General features: G+C 33.9%; 25 protein-coding genes and 1 other annotated feature. All 25 genes read right to left on the bottom strand.

The features are described from left to right. Positions 1–19 precede the first annotated feature (19 nt). Positions 20–1,132 carry an amidohydrolase gene (locus JJJ02_RS01945; RefSeq protein WP_111715291.1) on the bottom strand — a complete coding sequence of 371 codons (1,113 nt, stop codon included), beginning with the start codon at positions 1,130–1,132 and terminating at the stop codon, positions 20–22. Positions 1,133–1,214: 82 nt separating this feature from the next. After that, entirely contained in the window at positions 1,215–2,099 is an 885-nt protein-coding gene (locus JJJ02_RS01940) for a mandelate racemase/muconate lactonizing enzyme family protein (RefSeq protein WP_396614714.1), read from the bottom strand. A 20-nt stretch (positions 2,100–2,119) separates the two neighbouring features. Further along, entirely contained in the window at positions 2,120–2,317 is a 198-nt protein-coding gene (locus tag JJJ02_RS13285) for a hypothetical protein (protein WP_255724755.1), read from the bottom strand. Between the two features lie 112 nt (positions 2,318–2,429). Beyond that, positions 2,430–4,721: a protein translocase subunit SecDF gene (gene secDF, locus JJJ02_RS01930; protein ID WP_240837075.1), complete on the bottom strand. Its 2,292-nt coding sequence runs from the start codon at positions 4,719–4,721 to the stop codon at positions 2,430–2,432. Between the two features lie 180 nt (positions 4,722–4,901). Beyond that, positions 4,902–5,174 carry a preprotein translocase subunit YajC gene (yajC, locus tag JJJ02_RS01925; RefSeq protein WP_372486727.1) on the bottom strand — a complete coding sequence of 91 codons (273 nt, stop codon included), beginning with the start codon at positions 5,172–5,174 and terminating at the stop codon, positions 4,902–4,904. Positions 5,175–5,184: 10 nt separating this feature from the next. Then, complete coding sequence (tgt, locus tag JJJ02_RS01920) at positions 5,185–6,324, bottom strand: tRNA guanosine(34) transglycosylase Tgt (RefSeq protein ID WP_096076267.1); 1,140 nt, start codon at positions 6,322–6,324, stop codon at positions 5,185–5,187. 13 nt (positions 6,325–6,337) lie between these two features. Further along, complete coding sequence (gene queA / locus JJJ02_RS01915; protein WP_240837074.1) at positions 6,338–7,360, bottom strand: tRNA preQ1(34) S-adenosylmethionine ribosyltransferase-isomerase QueA; 1,023 nt, start codon at positions 7,358–7,360, stop codon at positions 6,338–6,340. Positions 7,361–7,362: 2 nt separating this feature from the next. Beyond that, complete coding sequence (gene ruvB, locus JJJ02_RS01910; protein ID WP_111715297.1) at positions 7,363–8,376, bottom strand: Holliday junction branch migration DNA helicase RuvB; 1,014 nt, start codon at positions 8,374–8,376, stop codon at positions 7,363–7,365. Positions 8,377–8,390: 14 nt separating this feature from the next. Further along, a complete protein-coding gene (gene ruvA, locus JJJ02_RS01905; protein ID WP_239242819.1) occupies positions 8,391–8,981 on the bottom strand; it encodes a Holliday junction branch migration protein RuvA in 591 nt (196 codons plus the stop codon). Positions 8,982–8,990: 9 nt separating this feature from the next. Further along, the gene (locus JJJ02_RS01900; protein WP_239242820.1) at positions 8,991–9,440 is read right to left on the bottom strand and encodes an ACT domain-containing protein; all 450 of its coding nucleotides are present in this window, start codon (positions 9,438–9,440) and stop codon (positions 8,991–8,993) included. 11 nt (positions 9,441–9,451) lie between these two features. Continuing rightward, a complete protein-coding gene (gene obgE, locus JJJ02_RS01895; protein ID WP_239242821.1) occupies positions 9,452–10,741 on the bottom strand; it encodes a GTPase ObgE in 1,290 nt (429 codons plus the stop codon). An 11-nt stretch (positions 10,742–10,752) separates the two neighbouring features. Further along, complete coding sequence (locus tag JJJ02_RS01890; RefSeq protein WP_240837073.1) at positions 10,753–11,214, bottom strand: Spo0B domain-containing protein; 462 nt, start codon at positions 11,212–11,214, stop codon at positions 10,753–10,755. A 128-nt stretch (positions 11,215–11,342) separates the two neighbouring features. Beyond that, a complete protein-coding gene (gene rpmA / locus JJJ02_RS01885) occupies positions 11,343–11,627 on the bottom strand; it encodes a 50S ribosomal protein L27 (protein ID WP_096076260.1) in 285 nt (94 codons plus the stop codon). A 10-nt stretch (positions 11,628–11,637) separates the two neighbouring features. Next, positions 11,638–11,958: a ribosomal-processing cysteine protease Prp gene (locus tag JJJ02_RS01880; RefSeq protein WP_099580090.1), complete on the bottom strand. Its 321-nt coding sequence runs from the start codon at positions 11,956–11,958 to the stop codon at positions 11,638–11,640. After that, a complete protein-coding gene (rplU, locus tag JJJ02_RS01875; RefSeq protein ID WP_096076258.1) occupies positions 11,958–12,266 on the bottom strand; it encodes a 50S ribosomal protein L21 in 309 nt (102 codons plus the stop codon). The genes JJJ02_RS01880 and rplU overlap by 1 nt, the downstream gene beginning before the upstream one ends. Positions 12,267–12,279: 13 nt before the next feature. Beyond that, positions 12,280–12,352 (bottom strand) — a sequence feature (ribosomal protein L21 leader region). A 54-nt stretch (positions 12,353–12,406) separates the two neighbouring features. Further along, positions 12,407–12,910, bottom strand: a complete 504-nt coding sequence (mreD, locus tag JJJ02_RS01870) for a rod shape-determining protein MreD (RefSeq protein ID WP_239242823.1) — start codon at positions 12,908–12,910, stop codon at positions 12,407–12,409. Continuing rightward, the gene (mreC, locus tag JJJ02_RS01865) at positions 12,910–13,779 is read right to left on the bottom strand and encodes a rod shape-determining protein MreC (protein WP_240837072.1); all 870 of its coding nucleotides are present in this window, start codon (positions 13,777–13,779) and stop codon (positions 12,910–12,912) included. Before mreC ends, mreD begins: the two co-directional genes overlap by 1 nt. Before the next feature lie 23 nt (positions 13,780–13,802). Next, positions 13,803–14,798, bottom strand: a complete 996-nt coding sequence (locus JJJ02_RS01860; RefSeq protein WP_240837071.1) for a glycoside hydrolase family 3 protein — start codon at positions 14,796–14,798, stop codon at positions 13,803–13,805. A gap of 285 nt (positions 14,799–15,083) precedes the next feature. Beyond that, positions 15,084–15,500, bottom strand: coding sequence for a DUF4930 family protein (locus tag JJJ02_RS01855; protein ID WP_239242826.1), 417 nt, complete (start codon positions 15,498–15,500; stop codon positions 15,084–15,086). Positions 15,501–15,551: 51 nt separating this feature from the next. Continuing rightward, positions 15,552–16,031, bottom strand: a complete 480-nt coding sequence (locus JJJ02_RS01850; protein WP_239242827.1) for a GNAT family N-acetyltransferase — start codon at positions 16,029–16,031, stop codon at positions 15,552–15,554. Positions 16,032–16,044: 13 nt separating this feature from the next. Further along, on the bottom strand, positions 16,045–17,784 hold the full coding sequence (locus tag JJJ02_RS01845; protein ID WP_239242828.1) for an ABC transporter ATP-binding protein: 1,740 nt from the start codon (positions 17,782–17,784) through the stop codon (positions 16,045–16,047). Next, positions 17,785–19,521 (bottom strand): ABC transporter ATP-binding protein, encoded by a 1,737-nt coding sequence (locus JJJ02_RS01840; protein WP_111715314.1) that lies wholly within the window; start codon positions 19,519–19,521, stop codon positions 17,785–17,787. A 341-nt stretch (positions 19,522–19,862) separates the two neighbouring features. Next, the gene (locus JJJ02_RS01835; RefSeq protein ID WP_099580074.1) at positions 19,863–20,225 is read right to left on the bottom strand and encodes a hypothetical protein; all 363 of its coding nucleotides are present in this window, start codon (positions 20,223–20,225) and stop codon (positions 19,863–19,865) included. After that, a complete protein-coding gene (gene radC / locus JJJ02_RS01830) occupies positions 20,225–20,896 on the bottom strand; it encodes a RadC family protein (protein ID WP_111715316.1) in 672 nt (223 codons plus the stop codon). Before radC ends, JJJ02_RS01835 begins: the two co-directional genes overlap by 1 nt. Beyond that, positions 20,896–21,723: a prepilin peptidase gene (locus JJJ02_RS13405; protein ID WP_372486728.1), complete on the bottom strand. Its 828-nt coding sequence runs from the start codon at positions 21,721–21,723 to the stop codon at positions 20,896–20,898. Before JJJ02_RS13405 ends, radC begins: the two co-directional genes overlap by 1 nt. Between the last annotated feature and the right edge of the window lie 69 nt (positions 21,724–21,792).

Below are 21,792 nucleotides of genomic sequence, written 5' to 3'. Positions count from 1 at the left end.
GAAAATGAATGCCCCCAAATTAACTCACTTTTTTATCTAGTTTTTTAATCACATCAAAATAAATATTAATAGCAGTAAATATCGATTCTTTATCATATTTCATTTCAGGATGATGTAATCCGTGATTCATATTACATCCAATTCCGAGCATCGTCGTTTTTATTTCAGGTAATGTGTTAGAATACGTATGAAAATCTTCTGCACCAGGCGTTACAATCGTTTCAATATAATCATGCTGCTGTTCACGTAACACTTCTGTTAAGATATTTCTTGCTTCATCACTTACTTCAGCTGCTACTGTATTACTTGTATAATAATATTTTATTGTACAATCATACTGGCCTTTTATCATTTCACAAATGTTATCTATATTTTCTTGTAAAGCAGCCATTTTATCATTGTATTGTGCTCTAACATCAAACACACAATTTACCGTGCCGGGAATCGTATTATGTGTTCCTCCAAGTGTTTCAATCGTCGTCATCTTCACAGAATAAGATCTATCTTTTTCATTGTTCAGCGCCTTTATTTTTTGATTGAGTGTCATTGCAATATCAATGCTATTGATAGATTCCCATGGTCGACCCGCATGACCTTCCGTCGTTGTTATATCTACGTGAAGCGTTGCACTCGCTCCATGCTGAATACTGCTTGAGAATTCATTTCCTTTTAATTCATTTTTTGGTCTGACATGCATACCAAACATAAATTCAACATCATTTAAAATATCATGTTCTAAAACATATTTTGCACCACTTCCAGCTTCTTCAGCCGGCTGGAAGATAAACAATAAGTTATATTTAGGTTGATAATTCGTTAGTTTCAATTTAAACAACAGACCGATCAAAGTTGTCATATGCGCGTCATGACCACACGCATGGATGACTTTCAAACCATCTTCAAAATTATAAGGCAGTGCATCAATGTCACTTCTAAATGCTACTGTCTTATCAATTTCACCTGGTATTTTTATATATAATCCCGTCTTGTTAAATCGATGAACTTCGTATTCATCTCTAAATAACTTTTCTATATATTTTGTTGTTTTCTCTTCATCCCAACTTACTTCAGCTCTTAAATTCAGTTCACGATTAATGTCTAATATCCTATCATGAAAATCTGTGTTATTCATGTTAATCCCCTTTTTATTAAATTGTTTAAATTTATTTATATTATATATTATTATTTATCAATATTATTATTCATTAAATTATTCATACTTCAAATTTTTTTACAGTTAATGCTGCTAATGTTTCTTTATTGATAGTAATACCTAATCCAGGTGCATCACCTAAATCAACAAACGGTATATCATATTTTAAATCACCAATATCTTGACTGAATAATAATGGTCCTGTAAGTTCCGTTGATTTAACATTATTTAATGCCATTGCTGTATGATAACCTGCAGCACTACCAATAGAAGATTCCACCATTGATCCGATTTGACATTCAATGCCTAAACCTTCTGCAAATCGTATTAACTTCACTGCATTATGAATTCCGCCACACTTCATAAGTTTCACATTTAATAAATCAAAATGTGGTGTTTTGAGTCTTGCTAAATCATGGACATCTTTAATCATTTCGTCTGCCATCAGATTTACATTCATATTTTCATATAAATATTTCATGCCTTCAATATCATTATATTTCAATGGTTGTTCAATCCATTTTAATTTCGAATCTTCTATTGATTTCAAAGCTTGTACGATTGCCTTTGGATTTGACCATGCTTGATTGCAGTCTACACGAACGATTGCATCTGTTTCTTTTATATACTCTAATATCTGTTTCAGTTTTAGAATATCATCAAATATATTACCACCAAGCTTAACTTTTATAACCTTATACCCGGATTCGAGTAAAATATCGATATCTTTTTTTGTTGCTTCAATATGTTTCACACTTAATACTTTTGCGTAATCCAGTCTATCAACAGTTTTACCTCCAAGCAGCTGATAAATTGGTAAATTAGCGTGCTTACCTAAAATATCATACAATGCGATATCTATACTTGCCTTCAATGCGGGATTACCTAAAATCATTTCATCGAGCAATAAATGAATACTTTCAATATTTAATGGATTTTCTCCGATAAGCTTAGGCGCTATTATTTCTAGATTAGCATAGATGCCAGCTGCACTTTCCCCGTAACATGCTCATCAGCAACGCCTTCACCATATCCTATAATACCTGTATCCGTATGTATTTCTACGATTACTGAGTGCATGCTATCGTAAGTAGCATAATTAATAATAAAAGGTTCTTTCAAAGGTAGTTGAATATAATGGCCAATAATTTTTGTGATTTTCATAATTCTCCTCCAAATGACTGTTATATTCATCATAATAAAATTTTAATGTAATTTGTGAAATTTATACAAAAAAAAGAAAAATCATGTATAGACATGATTTTTCTTTTTTTATTTAAACATATATCTTTTCATCATTTGCTTTCTTTTCCTCATATACCGTCAAACGTCCGCCGTTTGCTTTAAGTTGACGTTTTTTCAAAATACCCCAAAGTGGAACAGCAATAAAGATTGAACTGAATACCCCGGAAATTAACCCGACAAGTAATGCAAGCGAGAAGTTAAAGATACTAGATGCTCCAAGCAACATCAGTGCAAAAACTACGATAATTACAGTTAGAACAGTGTTGATTGATCGCGTTAATGTTTGTCGAATAGAACTATTAACAATCTCATCAATCTGTTCAGGACGTGTAATCACTTTCATTTTATGCAGGTTCTCACGTACACGGTCAAATGTAACGATTGTATCGTTGATTGAATAACCGATAATTGTCAGTATCGCTGCGATAAAGGTTACATCCACTTCGAATCTGAAGATACTGAAGAAAGCTATAATTAAAAATGCATCATGTAATAAAGAAAGTACTGATGTTAATCCCATTCTCCATTCAAATCGGAATGTTACATAGATGATGATACCGATAGATGCAATGATTACAGATTTAATCGCATTTTTTGCTAATTCTTTACCAATTTCACTTGAAACAGTATTTACATTCGGTTCATGTCCGAATTTCTTATCAAAATCAGATTTTAAATCTCTAATTTGATTTTTAGTCAGCGGATCTTTAAATTGAATAACTGCTGTTTTATTTGTATCAGAATTGACAATAATATTATCAGTTTCTAAATCTAATGATTTCAATGATGTTTTCACATCATCAACTTTTATCACCTGATCGCTCTTCACATCCACACGAGATCCTGATTTAAAGTCGATGCCTAAATTTAATCCCATTATAGCAATGATAATACTTCCTATAATAATAGATGCTAATGATGCAGTAAGCAATGGTTTCGCAAGTTTTACAAAATCAATACGATCCCAGCGTGTCTTCAGATCGTGTACATCGATGCCTTCTGATAGGTGATGACGCTGTTTACTGTTTACTCCGAAGAAACTAAATTTCTTATCAAAGAATCCTGAATTTACAGCAAGACTCAATAATAAACGTGTAAAGAATACTTGTGTAATAAAGATCATTAAGATACCTAGTAACAGCATTGTCGCAAAACCTTTAACACTACTTGTTCCTAAGAAGAATAATACTAAAGCAGCAAGTACTGTCGTTAAGTTGGCATCGAGTATCGTTAAAAATGATGAACTAGATCCTTTTTTAAATGCCTGTTTTACGCTACGCCCAATCTTCAATTCATCTTTAATACGTTCATACATGATGATATTGGCATCAACAGCCATACCTACACCTAACACTAACGCTGCAATACCCGGTAACGTTAGTACACCATGGATCATATTAAATGCTATCATCGTTAACCAAATATAAGCAGATAAAGAGATGACAGCTAATATACCTGGTAGACGGTAATAAAAAATCATAAATAAGAAAATTAATCCTACTCCGACTGCAGATGCTAACATTGTATCATGTAACGCATCTTGACCAAACTGAGCACCAACAGAAGTTGAATAAACTTCTGTAAGTTTAACTGGTAGTGAACCTGAGTTTAATAAGTCAGCAATTTGTTTTGCACGTATTAATCCTTCTTCACCCTGGAATCCACCTGAAATCTCAACATTTTGCGAATTGATTTCCTGTGATACGCCGGCAGCACTCACATATTTCGGTTCTTTTCCAGCCTGTTCACGCTTAGCTTCTTTTTTATAGCTATCTTTACCTTCTTCAAAGTCCATCCAGATAACCATTATATTTGGGTTCTGTTTTGAAATCTTACGTGTAACATCAGCAAATTTTTTCGCTGATTTTAATTTTAAGGTAACAACAGGTGCATTACTATTTTGATCAAATGCTTGTTTAGCACCACCTTGTACTAAATCTTTACCTGAAAGAAGTAATTTATCATTAGCGTCACGAATCGTAAGGTTCGCACTTGTAGATAAAATCTCTCTTGCTTCATTTTGATTTTTAACACCAGCAAGCTGAACACGAATTCTGTCATTATTTTCTATCTGAATTTTTGGTTCTGATACCCCTAAAACATTGACACGCGATTCAAGTGTCTTACTCGTCGCTTTAACGACTTCACTATCGATTTTGTCGTTTTTATCTAGTTTATCTACTTTATAAAGTACTTCAAAACCACCTTGTAAATCTAATCCCAGATTTACTTTCTCCATAATACCTTTTACTGTTACACCCATTGAGCTAAACAAAAGTATTGTTAATAACAGTAATGCTATTAATCTGCTACGTTTTTTCACAGTTCCACCTCAAAACTCAAATTTAAAAACACATTTTACCAATTTAATAAATAATAACATAATCTCAACTTAAAACGATATTAAAGATGTGTAAAATTTGATAAACAATTAAAAATATTTAATTTATTAAGATTTATCTATTTGAATATAAATTTTTATTAATTATTATACACAATACTTTTACTTAGCTTTTTTGATTGCCATCTTATCAAAAGTCATTTCTGTACCTTTGTTATTGACAATGATCGTTACAAAGTTTGCATCAACTGATTTCACAGTTCCTTGTAGCCCACCAATCGTTGCAACTTTGTCGCCTCTTTTTAAGTTTCTAAGCAGTTCCTGTTGTTCTTTCGTTCTTTTTTGCTGTGGTCTGATCATTAAAAAATATGCCACAAATAATAATACGATTAATGGCAATATTTGTACGATAATTGCCTGCATTTCTGGTGTCATAATAGTCCTCCTAGAAGTTTTTTGGATTTTCAACATTTAAACCGTATGCTTCAAAGAATTCTTCCTTGAAATCAAGTAGACGGTCATTACGAATTGCTTCTCTTACCTGTTCCATCATATTCAATAAGAAATGTAAATTATGGATTGTCGTTAAGCGAATTCCAAAAGTCTCATCAGCTTTAATTAAGTGACGAATATATGCTTTCGTATAATTTTTGCAAGTGTAACAATCACAATTTTCATCAAGTGGCGTATAATCACGTTCGTATTTCGCATTCTTTACGACAACACGTCCTTTGCTTGTCATACATGTGCCATTACGTGCAATACGTGTTGGTAAAACACAGTCAAACATATCAATACCACGAATTGCACCTTCAATGAGTGCATCAGGAGATCCAACGCCCATTAAATAACGTGGTTTATCAAATGGCATGAGTGGAGTCGTATGCTCTAACATTCTATACATGATTGGTTTAGGTTCTCCTACAGATAAACCACCTATCGCGTATCCCGGAAAATCTAATGAAACTAAATCTTTAGCAGATTGTGTACGTAAATCCTCATATTCTCCACCCTGAATAATACCGAATAATGCCTGATCATTTGGTCTTTGATGCGCTTCTAAACAGCGTTCAGCCCAACGACTAGTTCTTTCGATACTCGCTTTTACATACTCATACGTAGCAGGCATCGGCGGACATTCATCAAATGCCATCATTATATCTGATCCTAAATCATTTTGAATATGCATTGCTTTTTCAGGACTTAAGAATAATTTAGAACCATTTAAATGGTGTCTGAAATGTACACCTTCTTCTTCAATCTTACGCATATCGCTTAAACTAAATACTTGAAAGCCACCGCTATCTGTTAAGATAGGTCTATCCCAGTTCATAAATTTGTGTAATCCACCCGCTTCGCGAATGATATCACTCCCTGGTCGAAGCCATAAGTGGTATGTATTACTTAGAATAATTTTAGCGTTCATTGCTTTTAATTCTTCCGGACTCATCGTTTTTACTGTTGCTTGCGTTCCAACTGGCATAAACATCGGTGTTTCAAAAGAACCATGTGGTGTATGGACAATACCTAGTCGCGCTCCAGATTGTTTACAAGTTTTTATATGTTCATAAGTTACTGCTGGCATAAATGTTCTCCTTTTAATAAATAAACATTGCATCTCCGAAACTAAAGAAGCGATATTCTTCTTTAACAGCTTCATGATATGCATCTAATATAATTTCTCTTGTTGCTAAACTTGATACTAACATTACAAGTGTTGATTTAGGCAGATGGAAGTTTGTTACCATTGCATCTATCGCCTTAAATTTATAACCAGGATAGATGAAGATATCTGTCCATCCACTTTGTGCTTCAAAGTGACCATTTTCATCTGCAATTGTCTCTAGTGTTCGTGTTGAAGTAGTACCTACAGAGATAATGCGTTTGCCACTCGCTTTTGTACGATTTAACAATTGTGCAGTTTCTGTAGTCATCTCGTAGTATTCACTGTGCATATCATGATCTTCAATCGAATCAACACTTACTGGTCTGAACGTACCTAGACCGACATGCAATGTGATATAAGCAATGTTAACGCCTTTTTCTTCTATTGCTGCTAATAATTCTTTTGTAAAGTGAAGACCAGCCGTAGGTGCTGCAGCAGAGCCAACAGCTTTTGCATACACTGTTTGATAACGATCCTGATCATCAAGTGTTTCCTTTATATAAGGTGGTAGTGGCATTAAACCTAATTCATCTAGTCGTTCCTGTAAAATACCATTATACTTTAGCTGCATGATACGACCGCCCTGCTCAAGCATATCGACACATGTCGCTATAATCTTACCATCCCCAAAAGATACTTCCGTTCCGATTTGAACGCGCTTTGCGGGTTTAATCAAAACTTCCCAGCCATTATCATGTTCAGTAAGCATCAACATTTCTATTTTTGCACCTGTATCACTTTTAACACCAAAAAGACGTGCCGGCATAACTTTCGTATCATTAAGAACAAGCGTATCACCTTCATTTAAATAATCAATTATTGATTTAAAATGTGTATGCGTGATCTCTCCAGTTAATTTGTTTAAAGCAAGTAATCGACTTGCTGTACGATCAAGCAAAGGCGTTTGTGCAATTAATCTTTCTGGTAATTCAAAATCAAATTCATTTACATCCAACTTTATTTCCTCTTTTCATTATCAAACGGAATATTAAAATGTTCATAAGCAAGTGGTGTGGCTACACGCCCACGTTGTGTTCGTTCTAAAAACCCTTTTTGTATTAAATAAGGTTCATAAACATCTTCAAGCGTCATGCGTTCTTCACCGATGGACACTGCTATCGTATCGAGACCAACCGGGCCACCGTTATAACGCTCAATGATAGCCATTAATATTTTATGATCGATATGATCTAATCCATACGCATCAACCTGTAATAAATTCAAGGCATTTGATGTAATATTAAAATCAATATGACCATCATTCTTAACTTGTGCAAAATCACGTACACGACGTAACAAACGATTAGCGATACGTGGTGTCCCACGACTACGCATGGCCAGTTCTGTAACTGATGCATTATCAATTGCCACATCAAACACATCAGCTGTACGACTGACAACTTGAGACAAATCATCAATAGAATAGTAATCGAGTCTTAAATGGACTCCGAAACGGTCACGTAAAGGTGCTGAAAGACTTCCGGCACGCGTTGTCGCACCAATCAAAGTGAATGGTGGTAATTCGATACGTATACTTCTTGCCTCTTCACCTTTACCTACTACGATGTCTAACATAAAGTCTTCCATAGCAGGATATAATACTTCTTCAACTACGCGACTTAAACGATGAATTTCATCGATAAAAAGCACATCACCTGCATTTAAACTTGAAAGAATTGCTGCTAAATCCCCGGGACGCTCTATTGACGGTCCTGAAGTCGTCCTGATATTGACATCAAGTTCATTTGCCACTATTGTAGCAAGCGTTGTCTTACCTAAGCCGGGTGGACCATATAACAGCACATGGTCTAGGGATTCGTTACGCAATTTTGCTGCCTGAATAAATACATCCAGATTATGTTTTATCTTTTCCTGCCCTATATACTGAGAAAGTTTTGTCGGACGCAAACTTAATTCATCTTGCAGTTCCTCTGAGTTTAAAAGTGTATCATCTATAATTCTGTCATCCAATCATTTCAACTCCTTTATGAGACAAGCATTTGAAAGGCACGTTTGACATTTTCATCAACAGTTGCTAGCTGTTCTTGTTTTAACACTTTTTCGACTTTTTGAAGTTCACGTTTCGTATAACCTAATGCTTCTAGCGCCAGTAATGCTTCATCAATGACTTCGGTCTTCTGTTCAGTTATTTCCTTAAATACTTCTGTTTCATCCGTAATAATCAGCTTACCTTTTAAATCAAGTATCATTTGTCGTGCTGTCTTCTTACCGATGCCAGGAAACTTAATTAAATAACTATCATTTTCACTTTCAATCGCATTTTTAATTTCCTTTGGTGAGCTTGATGCTAATATGGCTAAAGCAGACTTTGGACCTATACCCGTCACTTTATTTAAAGATAAAAATAATTGTTTTTCTTCCATTGAATCGAAACCATATAGTGTATGTGCATCTTCACGCACAATCAGCTGCGTAAATAATTTAAAATTTTTATTGATATATTTTTGAAAGCGGTATGGATTTGGTACATGACATTCGTATCCAATACCGTTGACTCCAACAACTAGATGTGTCGGTAAAATCTCATTTAATTGACCTTCTAAATAAGCGTACATCGTACCCTCCTATAAACTCATACCAAGTAACAGCACTTGATTAACATAATCAAGTGTTTCTATCTTTTCAATCAGTTCATTAATCGTTAAATCCATATTCGTAGCATTTAATGAAATTGTAATCGTCGCTTTATCTTTAATTGGAATCGTCTGATGAATTGTTAACACCGAACCATTCTCACTTGCGATAAATTCTAATATACGACTTAACAAACCAACTTTATCATCAACCTGGACCATCATTGTAATGTTACGTTCACGTGTTTTTTCATCTACCGGAAAAATCGTATCTTTATATTTATAAAAAGCACTTCTGGATAAATCGTATGTTTTAACTGCATCAAATATTGATAGCTTTGGATTTTTATCGAGTAAATCTTTAATTAATAATGTTTTCTTTACTGATTCAGGCAATACATCTTCGCGAATTAAATAAAACTTTTTATTTTGATCCGTCATATCTTCACCTGCTACTCTACAAATTCAAACTCACCGCGCATAATTCGAACGATGTCTCCATTTTTACAGCCACGTTCGCGCAATGCATCATCGATACCCATCGTGCGCATTTGGCGAGCGAAACGACGTACAGATGCATCACGCGTGAAGTCTGTCATCTTGAATAAACGTTCGATTGAGTTACCACTCACAACATAAGCACCATCATCTGCACGTGTAATTTCAAAGTGATCTGCAGATTTTTCATGTTTATACATTACACGGTGCACCGCAGTATCTTCTTCATCAATGTCATAATCGACATCTTTCGTTTCATCTAATAAGTCTGCTGCTCGATATAATAACGTATCTATGTTTTGGTAGGTTGCTGCGCTTAATTCAATAATTTCAACTTCATCACCAATTTTTTCTTTGAATTCTGCTAAATATTCATCCGCATTTGGCATATCCATCTTGTTTGCAACGACAATTTGTGGGCGTCGCGCTAATTTTTTATTATAGTTTTCTAACTCTTTATTGATAGTAACGTAGTCTTCATAAGGATCTCTTCCATCAGTACGTCCCATATCAATAATATGAATAATAACGCGTGTACGTTCAACGTGTTTTAAGAATTGATGTCCTAAACCAACACCTTCAGAAGCACCTTCTATTAGACCGGGTAAATCAGCCATTACAAAACTACGATTATCTTTTGTTTGTACAACACCTAAATTAGGTTTAATTGTCGTAAAATGATAAGCACCAATCTTTGGCTTCGCTTTTGAAACAATTGAAAGTAATGTAGATTTTCCAACACTTGGATAACCAACTAAACCAACGTCGGCTAATAATTTAAGTTCTAAAGAAACTTCTAATTCTTCACCTGGTTCGCCATTTTCACAGAAATCTGGTGCAGGGTTACTTGCTGATGCGAAACGTGAATTACCACGTCCACCGCGTCCACCTTTAGCGACTACCGCACTTTGTTCATGTAACACTAAATCTGCAATAATCTCTCCGGTTTCAGCGTTTTTAACAATCGTGCCGGGTGGTACTTTTAGTATTAAATCTTTTGCTCCTCTTCCATGCATGTTGCTCGTCTGACCGTTCTCACCTTTTTCAGCTTTGAACATACGTTGGAAACGGAAATCTAATAATGTACGTAACCCTTCATCTACCTGGAATATAATAGAAGCGCCTTTACCGCCATCTCCCCCGGCAGGACCACCTAACGGTACATACTTTTCACGACGATATGCAACGATACCGTTACCACCGTCACCTGCTTTTAAATTAATCTTGACCTGATCTATAAACATATAAACACCTCTTATTTTCTAATTTCTAATTTGTATTCAATAATTTCGTCATTTGCGATTGTACAACTTAATAATACATTTGACGTGTCTTTAATATTGCCTGTTAATGCGAAAATACATTCAATCTCATCATCAGTTTCAAATAAACTCATTGTAACCAATGATTTAGTATCGACTCTATTTTTGTAATCCATAATACAGGTCTGAATAAACGCTTTTAATATTTCATCATAATTGCCAATTGCACTGGTTAGAAGCTCAATTTCAAACGCCCATTCAAATAAACGTTCATCTAATATAGTATCAACGTAATACTGTATGGATTTGGGACAATTTAATTTTAGGAATTGTTGTTCATCTCTAAACTGTGCAACGATGTTTTTGGATAAACGCTCAGCTTTATCTCGTTGACCTAATGTAAAATAAGCATCTAACAACTGCAATTGGTTCGCTAAATCATGTTTAGTTTTCATATAAGTTTCAACATTATGCATTAAATCACCTGCTCATATTATATCATGGATTAAATAATTGTACGACTGAGGTAAACAAATGAAAAAAGAACTGAGACATGGTTATGTCTCAGTCCCTTATCATCTAATTATTTTGCTTCAGCGTATACTGAAACTTTCTTTTTGTCGCGTCCGAAACGTTCGAATTTAACAACGCCGTCGATTTTAGCGAATAAAGTATCATCGCCACCACGTCCAACGTTTTCACCTGGATAAATTTTAGTACCGCGTTGACGATATAAAATTGAACCACCAGTTACGAATTGACCATCAGCACGTTTAGCACCTAAACGTTTTGATTCAGAGTCACGTCCGTTACGTGTAGAACCTACCCCTTTTTTCGATGCGAAGAATTGTAAGTTTAATTTTAACATGAGTTACACCTCACTTATAGTTTAGTTTAATATATTGTCCGTATTCAGCTTCAATCGTCTGTAATGACACGAGCATTGATTGAATAATGAGCTGTGCTTCTTTATTGTTCAGGTCAACGACCCTTGCAGTAAAGTAACCACCATCATCCGCATAATCAATGTCCGGTCGTTCATCTGTCAAACCAATCACTGCATTCATACTACCAAAGACGATTGCTGAAGCGCCTGCACAAACAAGATCTTGTCCGTGTGGTGCACTATCTGCATGTCCTTCCATAGTAAACTCAGTCACTTGACCTTCATCATTTACTAAGATAGTAACGTTAATCATTACGCGTTAATCGCTTCGATAACTAATTTAGTGTAAGGTTGACGATGACCTTGTTTACGTTTGTAGTTTTTCTTTGGTTTGTATTTGAATACAGTGATTTTTTTACCGCGACCGTGTTTTTCAACTTTCGCTGTAACAGTAGCACCTTCAACTACAGGTGAACCTACTTTAACTGAATCTCCACCAACCATTAATACTTGATCAAACGTGAATGTTGAACCAGCTTCTGCGTCTAATTTCTCAACCCAGATTTCTTGACCTTGCTCAACTTTTAATTGTTTTCCACCAGTTTCAATAATTGCAAACATACTTGCACCTCCTATTTTATTTAAGTCACGCCATCTTCAGGTGGATTGCTCACTTGAAACCTAAAGTTGTGCGGTTGTATGTAGCTTTTGAAACTACTCAACTTCAATATATTATCATTTTAAAAATGCGACGTCAATCATTATTTCATATACTTATCAAGTAATTTCAGGATAAATGGAAAAACGACGAGTATTAAAATGAAGTTGATAAGTAACGACGGTAAAACATGTGTCCACAAAAATAAAAAATAATTGATATGTGCGATTCCAAGAATTGCAAAGACAATGTAATAAAAGTTTTCAAAAAGAAAGATAAATCCCAAGAACAATACAATCATCATCTTTAAATCTTTGTAGAAGACTTTAAATAATTGATCCATAAGAAGTATAGCAATGATAAAACCGAATAGATATATACCATAGATTGTGCCAAAATAAATATCAGAAATGATTCCAAATAACACACCTAGTATCAATGCCACTTTCGGATTTTTATACACCGTTATTATCAACAAATACATAAATAATAAATGTGATTTAAAATAATAATCAACATTAAAAATAGTGACCGGCCAAATTGAGTTGATTAATGAATCAATGTAAAACAACACGAGCGCAATAAGCGGCATAATCACAAGCTGCATTACTCGCCACTTCCTTCTAATAAAATCACTTTAGGACTTTTTTTAGCAACATAAACTTGTGTGAGTTCATTAATATCAGCTTGCGTTTCGACATATGCAATTTGACTCAATCCAAATTCATCATTTTCAACTTTCTTTACTTCTCCAATTAAGATGCCTTTAGGGAATTGACCGCCAAGTCCACTTGTAACTACTTTTGTTCCAAGTTTAACTTTCACATTATTATTTATATCAGATAAGACAAGTAAATTCTTACTTTCATCAAAATGATCAATCATACCAAATATATCTTGACCTTCTTGTTGCAATGTAACACTAATCTTACTAGATTTTATACTAGAAGTGATTAATTCTACTTGTGAAGAATAACTGTTAACTTTCTTGATACGTCCTACTAAGCCTTCAGTTGTAAGCACAGCCATATTTTCACGTATGCCAGATGATTTACCTTTATTGACGATAAAAGTATTCATCCATTGATCCTGATTTCTAGCGATTATCGTAGAAATCACCGGATCATATTCTGAAATACTGTCTGTTTTTAAAGCTTGTCTTAGTTCCTGATTTTCTTTTTCTAGACGATAATTATCAGCTTCAACTTGAGCAAAACCTTTTATCTTTTCTTTCAACTTTTTGTTTTCTTCATTTGCATCCCACATATTAATGAGATTACCGAAATTACCTGTAACAAACATTGCAGGATATGACACGATTCTTTGACCGATGGCAGTTGTGTCACCTACAAAAGATTCAACTGTCGTCGTTTCTCTTTCTCTCAGTGAAAATCCAACCAGAACCATAAATATGATGAGTCCAAAAAGAAAGAAAACTAATTTATTTCTCTTATAAAAATTGGGCAAACTTAACACCTCATTAAAATGACTTTAATATATTATACGATACCATATTTTCGCTTTAACTTGAGTATTTTTTGAACATTTTCATCAATAATTTTCTCATCTATCTTACCCGATTTCACTTGTGATTTAATAAATTCTATCTGGTAGCGAATATCACCAATATCTGAACCAATCAATAAACATGTTTCCCCGGCATTTATTGCATTCATTAGCGCCTGCTCTCGAGAGTAATTTTTAACAACAGCACCCATAGCCAGATCGTCGGTAACTATGACACCTTTATAACCTAATTTTTGTTTGAGTATGTCTGTAACCATAGCTTTACTCATTGAACTTGGGGCGTTTGCATCAATTGATGGGAATAATATGTGGCTGACCATAATCATATCGATATCATCCTTAATCGCTGATTTAAATGGTTGTAACTCACTATCAAATAAACGTTCCTCTGACAAATGACTTACCGGTAAAGATTCATGACTATCAGTAAAAGTATCGCCATGCCCAGGAAAGTGTTTCGCACTTGTAATGACATCCTGATCATTAATGCCTCTATTAAAAGGTATGCCATACTTTATGACGTCCTGATAAGTCGTACCAAAACTACGATCCCCGATTACTTTATTTGCGGGATTACTCCAAATATCTAAAGATGGTGCAAAGTCTACATTAAATCCTAATGCATTTAATTGTCTTCCAATGTATTCACCTTTGTCATATGCAACGCGCGGATCACCACTGCTACGAATTTGAAATGCAGGTTCAATATTCTGAATACCCGTTGGGAAACGATTCACACGTCCACCCTCCTGATCCACCGCTATAAACATTGGAACACCTTTACTTTGGTCGTAAATTGTTTGATTAAGCAGTCTTGTTTGTTCAGCTGACTGGATATTTTGGGCAAATAAAATCACACCTCCAATATTCAGCTGATTATATTCTTCCAATACATTATTATATGTCGTGCCGTGAAAACCTAAAATAAATTGCTGGGCAATCTTTTGTTCTAAAGTCATTTTACTCATTATATACGGCAAGAGCGAAACTTGATTTAGCGGTTTTATAATCGGAGTACTGTAATGTGACTTAAAACTATATTGTTGATTACATGATGATAATAGGAGACAAATAATAGCTAAAAATATGATGCGGATTGGTTTATTAAAATAAAACAAAAAAACAACTCCATCCAGTCAAAATGATTGATGTTACTACATATACCGTATTTATTATAAACAAAATTATTAGAAAAACAAAATAAAGGTCCGGAAATAAATATTATCTCCAAACCCCTTTAGAATTTCTAACCTTTAATAAAAACTTTTATCTTTCATATCAATAGATTGCTGACGTTCACTTAGAGCATGATATAAATCATTTTCTGATTGAAATACAGATACTTTATTTTCACCAAATCGATACATGATAAAGTCACTGCCACGCTGACCAATCAAGTATTCATCATTATAACCCATTCGAGTTAATCCGGACACATCCATAAATTCCTGCTTATCCATAAAATTAAATGCATTCTTCACCTGAGATAACGGAATATTTCTAAACAGCACATTATCTTCTAAAGTATACGTCGATGCATTTTGAACTGGTTCATTTATTGTTTGATTTGCCTCACCATTAAATGGATTAGTAACAAAGATAAAATATATCATAACGCCTATAACTACAAGTAGACTTAATTTAATAAGTCTTCTGATTAACTTAAACATTGTATCCCCTACTTTCTGATACAATTTTAACGTTATTTAGAAAAAGATTCATCAGTCCTGGGATTGATTATAGCACATTACAATAAATTTAATAGCTTCATTATCAATCGTTTCGTAAAACGTATTTACTTCGTAAAATCCTATTCTTTCATATAGTTTAATACCTCTTACATTGAATGAAGCTACCGTTAACCGAAATATATGAACGTCATAAAGTCCATGATAATACTGAAACATAATATTTAATAGCAGTTCACCCATTTTTTTACCGATCCATTTCGGATTTAATGCGAATCCAACATCTAAGATATCATCATCTATAGGATATGTTTCATTGATTCTCGCACTTTCACCATCACAGAAGAAACCAAATATTTCATCATTTTTATAGACAATATAATAATGACCATTCAAAAATGTTTCTATAACATATGGATCTTCTTCTATGTTATAAAATTCATAACCTTTGCCAAAATCCCACCTGCTTATTTCTTCGGCAGCAGTTCGATGCATCGGAATAATGTTATACATACTTACACCTCGATTATTTCACACCGGATTGCAATGCATACATTTTAGCATAAACATCGCCTTTTTCGACTAATATATCATGTGTACCACGTTCGATGATTTTCCCTTTATCCAGAACAATAATTTCATCAGCATGTTTAATGGTAGATAATCGGTGTGCAATAATAAATGTTGTTCGGCCTTCTTTTAACACATCCATTGCTTGCTGAATGACAGATTCTGTTTCTGAATCAATACTAGCAGTCGCTTCATCTAATATTAATATTTTAGGATTGAACGCCAGTGCCCTTGCAAATGATATTAACTGGCGTTGACCACTCGATAGCGTTGAGCCACGTTCTACTACTTCAGTGTCGATTCCATTTTCAAGTGACTGTAACACTCTATATCCACCCACGCGTTCCAGTGCATCAATCGCCATCTCTCGAGTAATTTTAGGATCATTTAAAGTGATGTTTGAAAGAATCGTTCCAGAATAAAGATACGGATCCTGCAAGACAATACCCATAAATTGACGCATCGATTGTTTAGTAACAGACGTTGTATCAATACCATCAATTGTAATACTACCCGTTGTCGGATCATAAAATCTGAAGAGAAGATTCATAATTGAACTTTTACCTGAACCGGTATGACCAACGAGACCAATCGTCTCACCAGGTAAAGCATCAATATTAATATTTCTTAATACAAGTTCGTCAGGTTTATATCCGAATGATACATCTTCAAATTTCACATGGCCAGTACAATGTGTCATGATATTATCTTCCTGCTCTTCTGCTGTTTCATCCATCATTTCAAACACACGATTGCTTGAAACACGTGCCTGCTCTAGAACACTAAGCTGATTAACCATATTGAACATTGGATTAAATAGACGAGTTAAATAATCAACTAATATATACATCATACCAGCAGTAAGTGTTGCTTCATCACTTAAGAATGATTGTCCGAAGATGTAAATCATCACTAAAAAGACGAATGATCGAATCGTACCCATAAGGTTATGACTCGTAAAAGAATCAAGTTGAATAATCTTGCTATAATTCTTTAGATATTCTTCATTCAACTGATTAAATTCCTGCTGAATCTTCTCTTCCTGATTAAATGCTTGAATGATCGTCATACCATTTATTGATTCATTTAACATGGCATTCATATCACTATTACGTTCACGAACGATATTATTATATTTATCGCTGATCTTACGGTAAATTAATAACCAGCCAAATAATAATGGCACTACAATTAACGCAAGCAATCCTACTTTAAAGTTAAAATAAAATATTACTGCAATAATTCCGACGATATTTGTAATACCAGCAATATATGTTGGAAGCATCACTGTGAACAACTCTAATATTGTCTGTGTGTCATTTGTGATACGTGCTACAACTTTTCCAGCTGGTAAATTATCAAAAAACTTAATCGGAAGTTTCTGTATATGACTGAATAAATTTGTACGTAAGTGTTTGATAACATTTGAACCGGCTGTCTGGAAATAGATTGTTTGATAGTAACTTAATATCGCATAGATAATTGCAATGATGAAATATACTGCTAACAATAAAAATATCGGCTGCATATTAATAATACCTTCTGTTGCCGTCTTGATATGGTGATCGATAATATACATCCCGATGACAGGACCAATGAGCTCCATAATGACAGCAAAGAATAATATGATAAAACCTATGAAAAATAAAGTTTTCTCTTTCTTGGCCTCTAAATATAAACGTTTAGTAGTCGACATTTAAGAGACACCTCCCAACTGTTGACGATCGAATTGCGACTTGTACCAGCCATTATTCGCAATCAGTGCTTCATGAGTACCACGCTCGATAATTTTTCCGCGATCTAATACCACAATTAAATCTGCGTGCTGTACAGCTGAAAGTCGATGCGTTGATATAATCGTCGTCTTTCCGCTTCTTGAAGCCTGAATATTTTCTATGATCGCTGTCTCCGTTTTTGCATCTACAGCACTTAATGAATCATCTAATATTAATATATCTGGATTTTTTATCATTGCACGGGCTATAGAAATACGCTGTTTTTGTCCACCTGAAATAGCGATTCCTTTTTCTCCAACGAGCGTTTCTAACCCTTGAGGCAATCTTTCAATATCTTTTGTAAAGTTTGCAAGACGAATTGCTTCTGCAATTTCAGCGTCAGTCGCATCCTCCTTACCAAACTTAATATTTTCTTTTACTGTTCTTGAGAATAATATATTTTCCTGAGAAACATAGCCTATCTTATTACGAACGTCATACTTGGATAAATCTTTCACGCTTAAATTACCAATAGAAATGTTCCCTGCTCCCATCGGATATTCTTTTAAAATCTGCTTGATTAAAGTCGTCTTACCACTTCCCGTTGGACCAACAATACCTAATGTTTCGCCTACCTTTATCTCTATATCAATATCCTTTAAATTTTCTTCTTCACTTGATGGATACTGGAAAGTTACAGCATCAAAGGAAACGTGATGATCCTTTGGAATTGAAGCGTCAATCGGATCTTCCATGACATCTTCAGTATTTAATGTATCCATTACACGGTCTAATGATGCATTACCACGTTGCATAATATTAAATAATAATCCAATTGCAAACATCGGCCACACAAGCATATTTAAATAAACATTGAAGGCAATTAAATCACCGACTGTAATTTCACCTTGATTAACAAGATAACTCCCATAACCGAGACCTATCATAAAACTTAACGATGTAACAATTATCGTAATCGGTTTGAATAGTGCATCTAATTTTTCTACGTGAATAAATTTGTTAACCACATCAGTCGTCATATGTTTAAAATGAATATCTAAATGTTCTTCCTGTGCAAAAGCGCGTGTTACCCTGACGCCTTCTATCGATTCCAATACACTGTCATTCATATCACCGAATGCATCCTGACTCACAGTGTATCGTTCATGAATCATTTTCCCGAGACGTTGTTCAATATATGCTAAAAATGGTAAAGGTATAAGTGCTGCTAACGTTAATTTCCAAGAAATCGCAATAGCCATCATTGCAATAATTGTTACCATATATGTTGTACTATCGATTAATGTCAAAATACCAAAACCAACTGTTTGACGAATCGCACTCAAATCATTTGTTGCCTTGGCCATGAGGTCACCGGTTCTGTTCTTTTCGTAAAAACTCGGACTCATCGTTAAAAACTTTGCCATAATTTTCTTGCGCATAATACTTTCTAGCAATTGTGAACCATTAAACAAAAGATATCGCCATAAGTAATTGATTAAATAACTCAACACTAGCGTTACAGTAAATACGATTAATATCCAGTTAAAAGTATCTTGTGTTAACGTTTTTAAATTGACGTAATCAATCGTTTTTCCAATTAGCCAAGGCGGAATAATCTCTGTAACATTCGCACAAAGGAGTAAGATTACCGCAAAAACATATCTCTTTTTTTCCTGCTTGAAAAACCATCCTAACTTAAATAAAACATCTAACATGTGTCACACTCCTTGTTCACTCATAAAAAAATACACATACTCAAATGATGAGCATGTGCACATTTTTAGAGTGGGATTAACTCCCACAGACAATCAAAAAAATACATAATCATTTCCATATTAATATCGTCGAAAAGATTATAGCGTTATTTTTGATTCGTATGCAGGAGGAAAATATAAAATTGTTGATAAATAAACATACTGTCGTCTAACGTTGTTCATTGTATTTTCCTCCTTTCTTTATTAGTTGTTTTAATCATAAATTAATCTTCTGAAAATTTCAATAGTTCATACAAATAAATTTCGCTTTACGAACAAAATTAACAATAAATTTACAAAATCTAATAATCTGCCTGATAGAATATATCATATTTCTTCCGGTCAACCTGTAACAAACGCTTTAAATCTTTATATAGCTGATCGATATATTCAAAGTAAATATAGCCATAGTCATAACTCCCAAAAAATGGTCCGTAATACACCGGTAAAGCTTTAGGTGCAACATTAGCATTCATTCGTATGGCATTGACCTTAAACATGAGATTCGTCAGATCATCCTCTGCAATCTCAATACTACATGGATTATCCAGGTTATATTTGATATCAAAGTATCCGTGTAACGCGTTAAATTTTCTAAAATAAGAGAATTCAATCATTTCTTCAGTAGATTTATCTTTTAAGTAGATATACATATCCAGACCCATTATAATTGTCCCCTTTCTTTAATACTGACAAAAGTGCCATCTCCGATAATAATATGATCCAGTAAATCAATGCCGACGAGTTCTCCGACACTTACGAGTCTTCGTGTCGCTTCAATATCTTCATAACTCGGTTCTGCACAACCTGATGGATGATTATGAACTGCAATGATATTCGCCGCACTTCTTTTAATGGCTTCTCGAAATATTTCACGCGGATGAACGATGGATGCATTTAATGATCCGATAAAGATTGTATGCTCATGTATGACGTAATTCTTTGTATTTAACATCAATACTATAAAATGCTCCTGAGTAAAATATCGCATGCGTTCCATCAATAAATCTGCTACACATTGAGGTGAGTTAATCTTAATCCTCTGTTCCAGAGAATGTGTATGCATACGCTGTGCCAGTTCTATTACTGCAAGCATTGTTGCTGCTTTTTTGTCACCGATACCTTTAACTTGTGTCAGTTCCTGCAAAGTTAAATATCTCAAATCCTTAATATTATCTACTTGATTCAATAAATTTTCTGAAACTTGGTAAACAGATTCATCGCGTACACCAGTGCCGATAATCAATGATAACAGTTCCTGGTTTGTTAACTTATCGGCACCATAGATCATTAGTCGTTCTCTTGGTTTATCGATATCTAATGGAATATCAATCATCAGACAAATCCTCCAAAGTACAATATTTTGATTTGTTCATATAATAGGAGTACTACAAAAAATGATGTCGTTATAAAAGGGATAAGTGGTACTTTTTTAAGCCCAGTTTTATAACTTAAAAAGATGATACAACTAAGACCTCCTATTAAATATGTTATAAAAAATAACGCTATAAAAAATGGAATGGGCAAGAATAGAAGAAGTATTGAAAATAATTTAATATCTCCATAACCAATACACTTTGAGAGAAAGAAAAATAAATGAAGTAGTATAAAAATTAGTAGTTTAAATAGAAAGACTTCATAGGAAAAATATATTTGATAGATTAACATGTCTTTTAGATTAATCAGCATTAGCGTTATAAATAATAAAATTAGCATTATATTAGGTATTTTTAAATGTTCAGTATCATATATTGATAATGGAATAAGCATGATTGCGATTGTAGCTAATAAATCAATATTGAATTGCTGATTCAAACTTAAATAAACAAGCGCCAAACCAGTTAATATTTCGCAAATTAAATATTTACTAGATAATTTACAATTGCAATATCTGCACCTACCCCTATTCAATAAGAATGAATATACCGGTATTAAATCCATCCATGCAAGATTGTGATGACATTGGTCACACCTTGATTTCCGACACATACAATCCGTTTCATATGTCAGACAAAGCATGAATGAACCAATGCATGATCCTAAAATAAACCAGATGATTATATAAAACTTGTATCCACTTTCTTCTCCTCCTTTAATAAATGTCACGACTAATATAAAACAAAAATAAATTGTTGTAAAAATGCAGCAATTTAATAATTGCATTAAAATTTATACGAATAATAAAATAAATAGCTTCAAAATCAATATTCTGCAGAAAATAATTACAGAATT

The organism is Macrococcus sp. PK (assembly GCF_022501545.1).
Classification (GTDB): Bacteria; Bacillota; Bacilli; order Staphylococcales; family Staphylococcaceae; genus Macrococcoides; species Macrococcoides epidermidis.
This window is presented reverse-complemented; position numbering and strand designations above follow the sequence as displayed.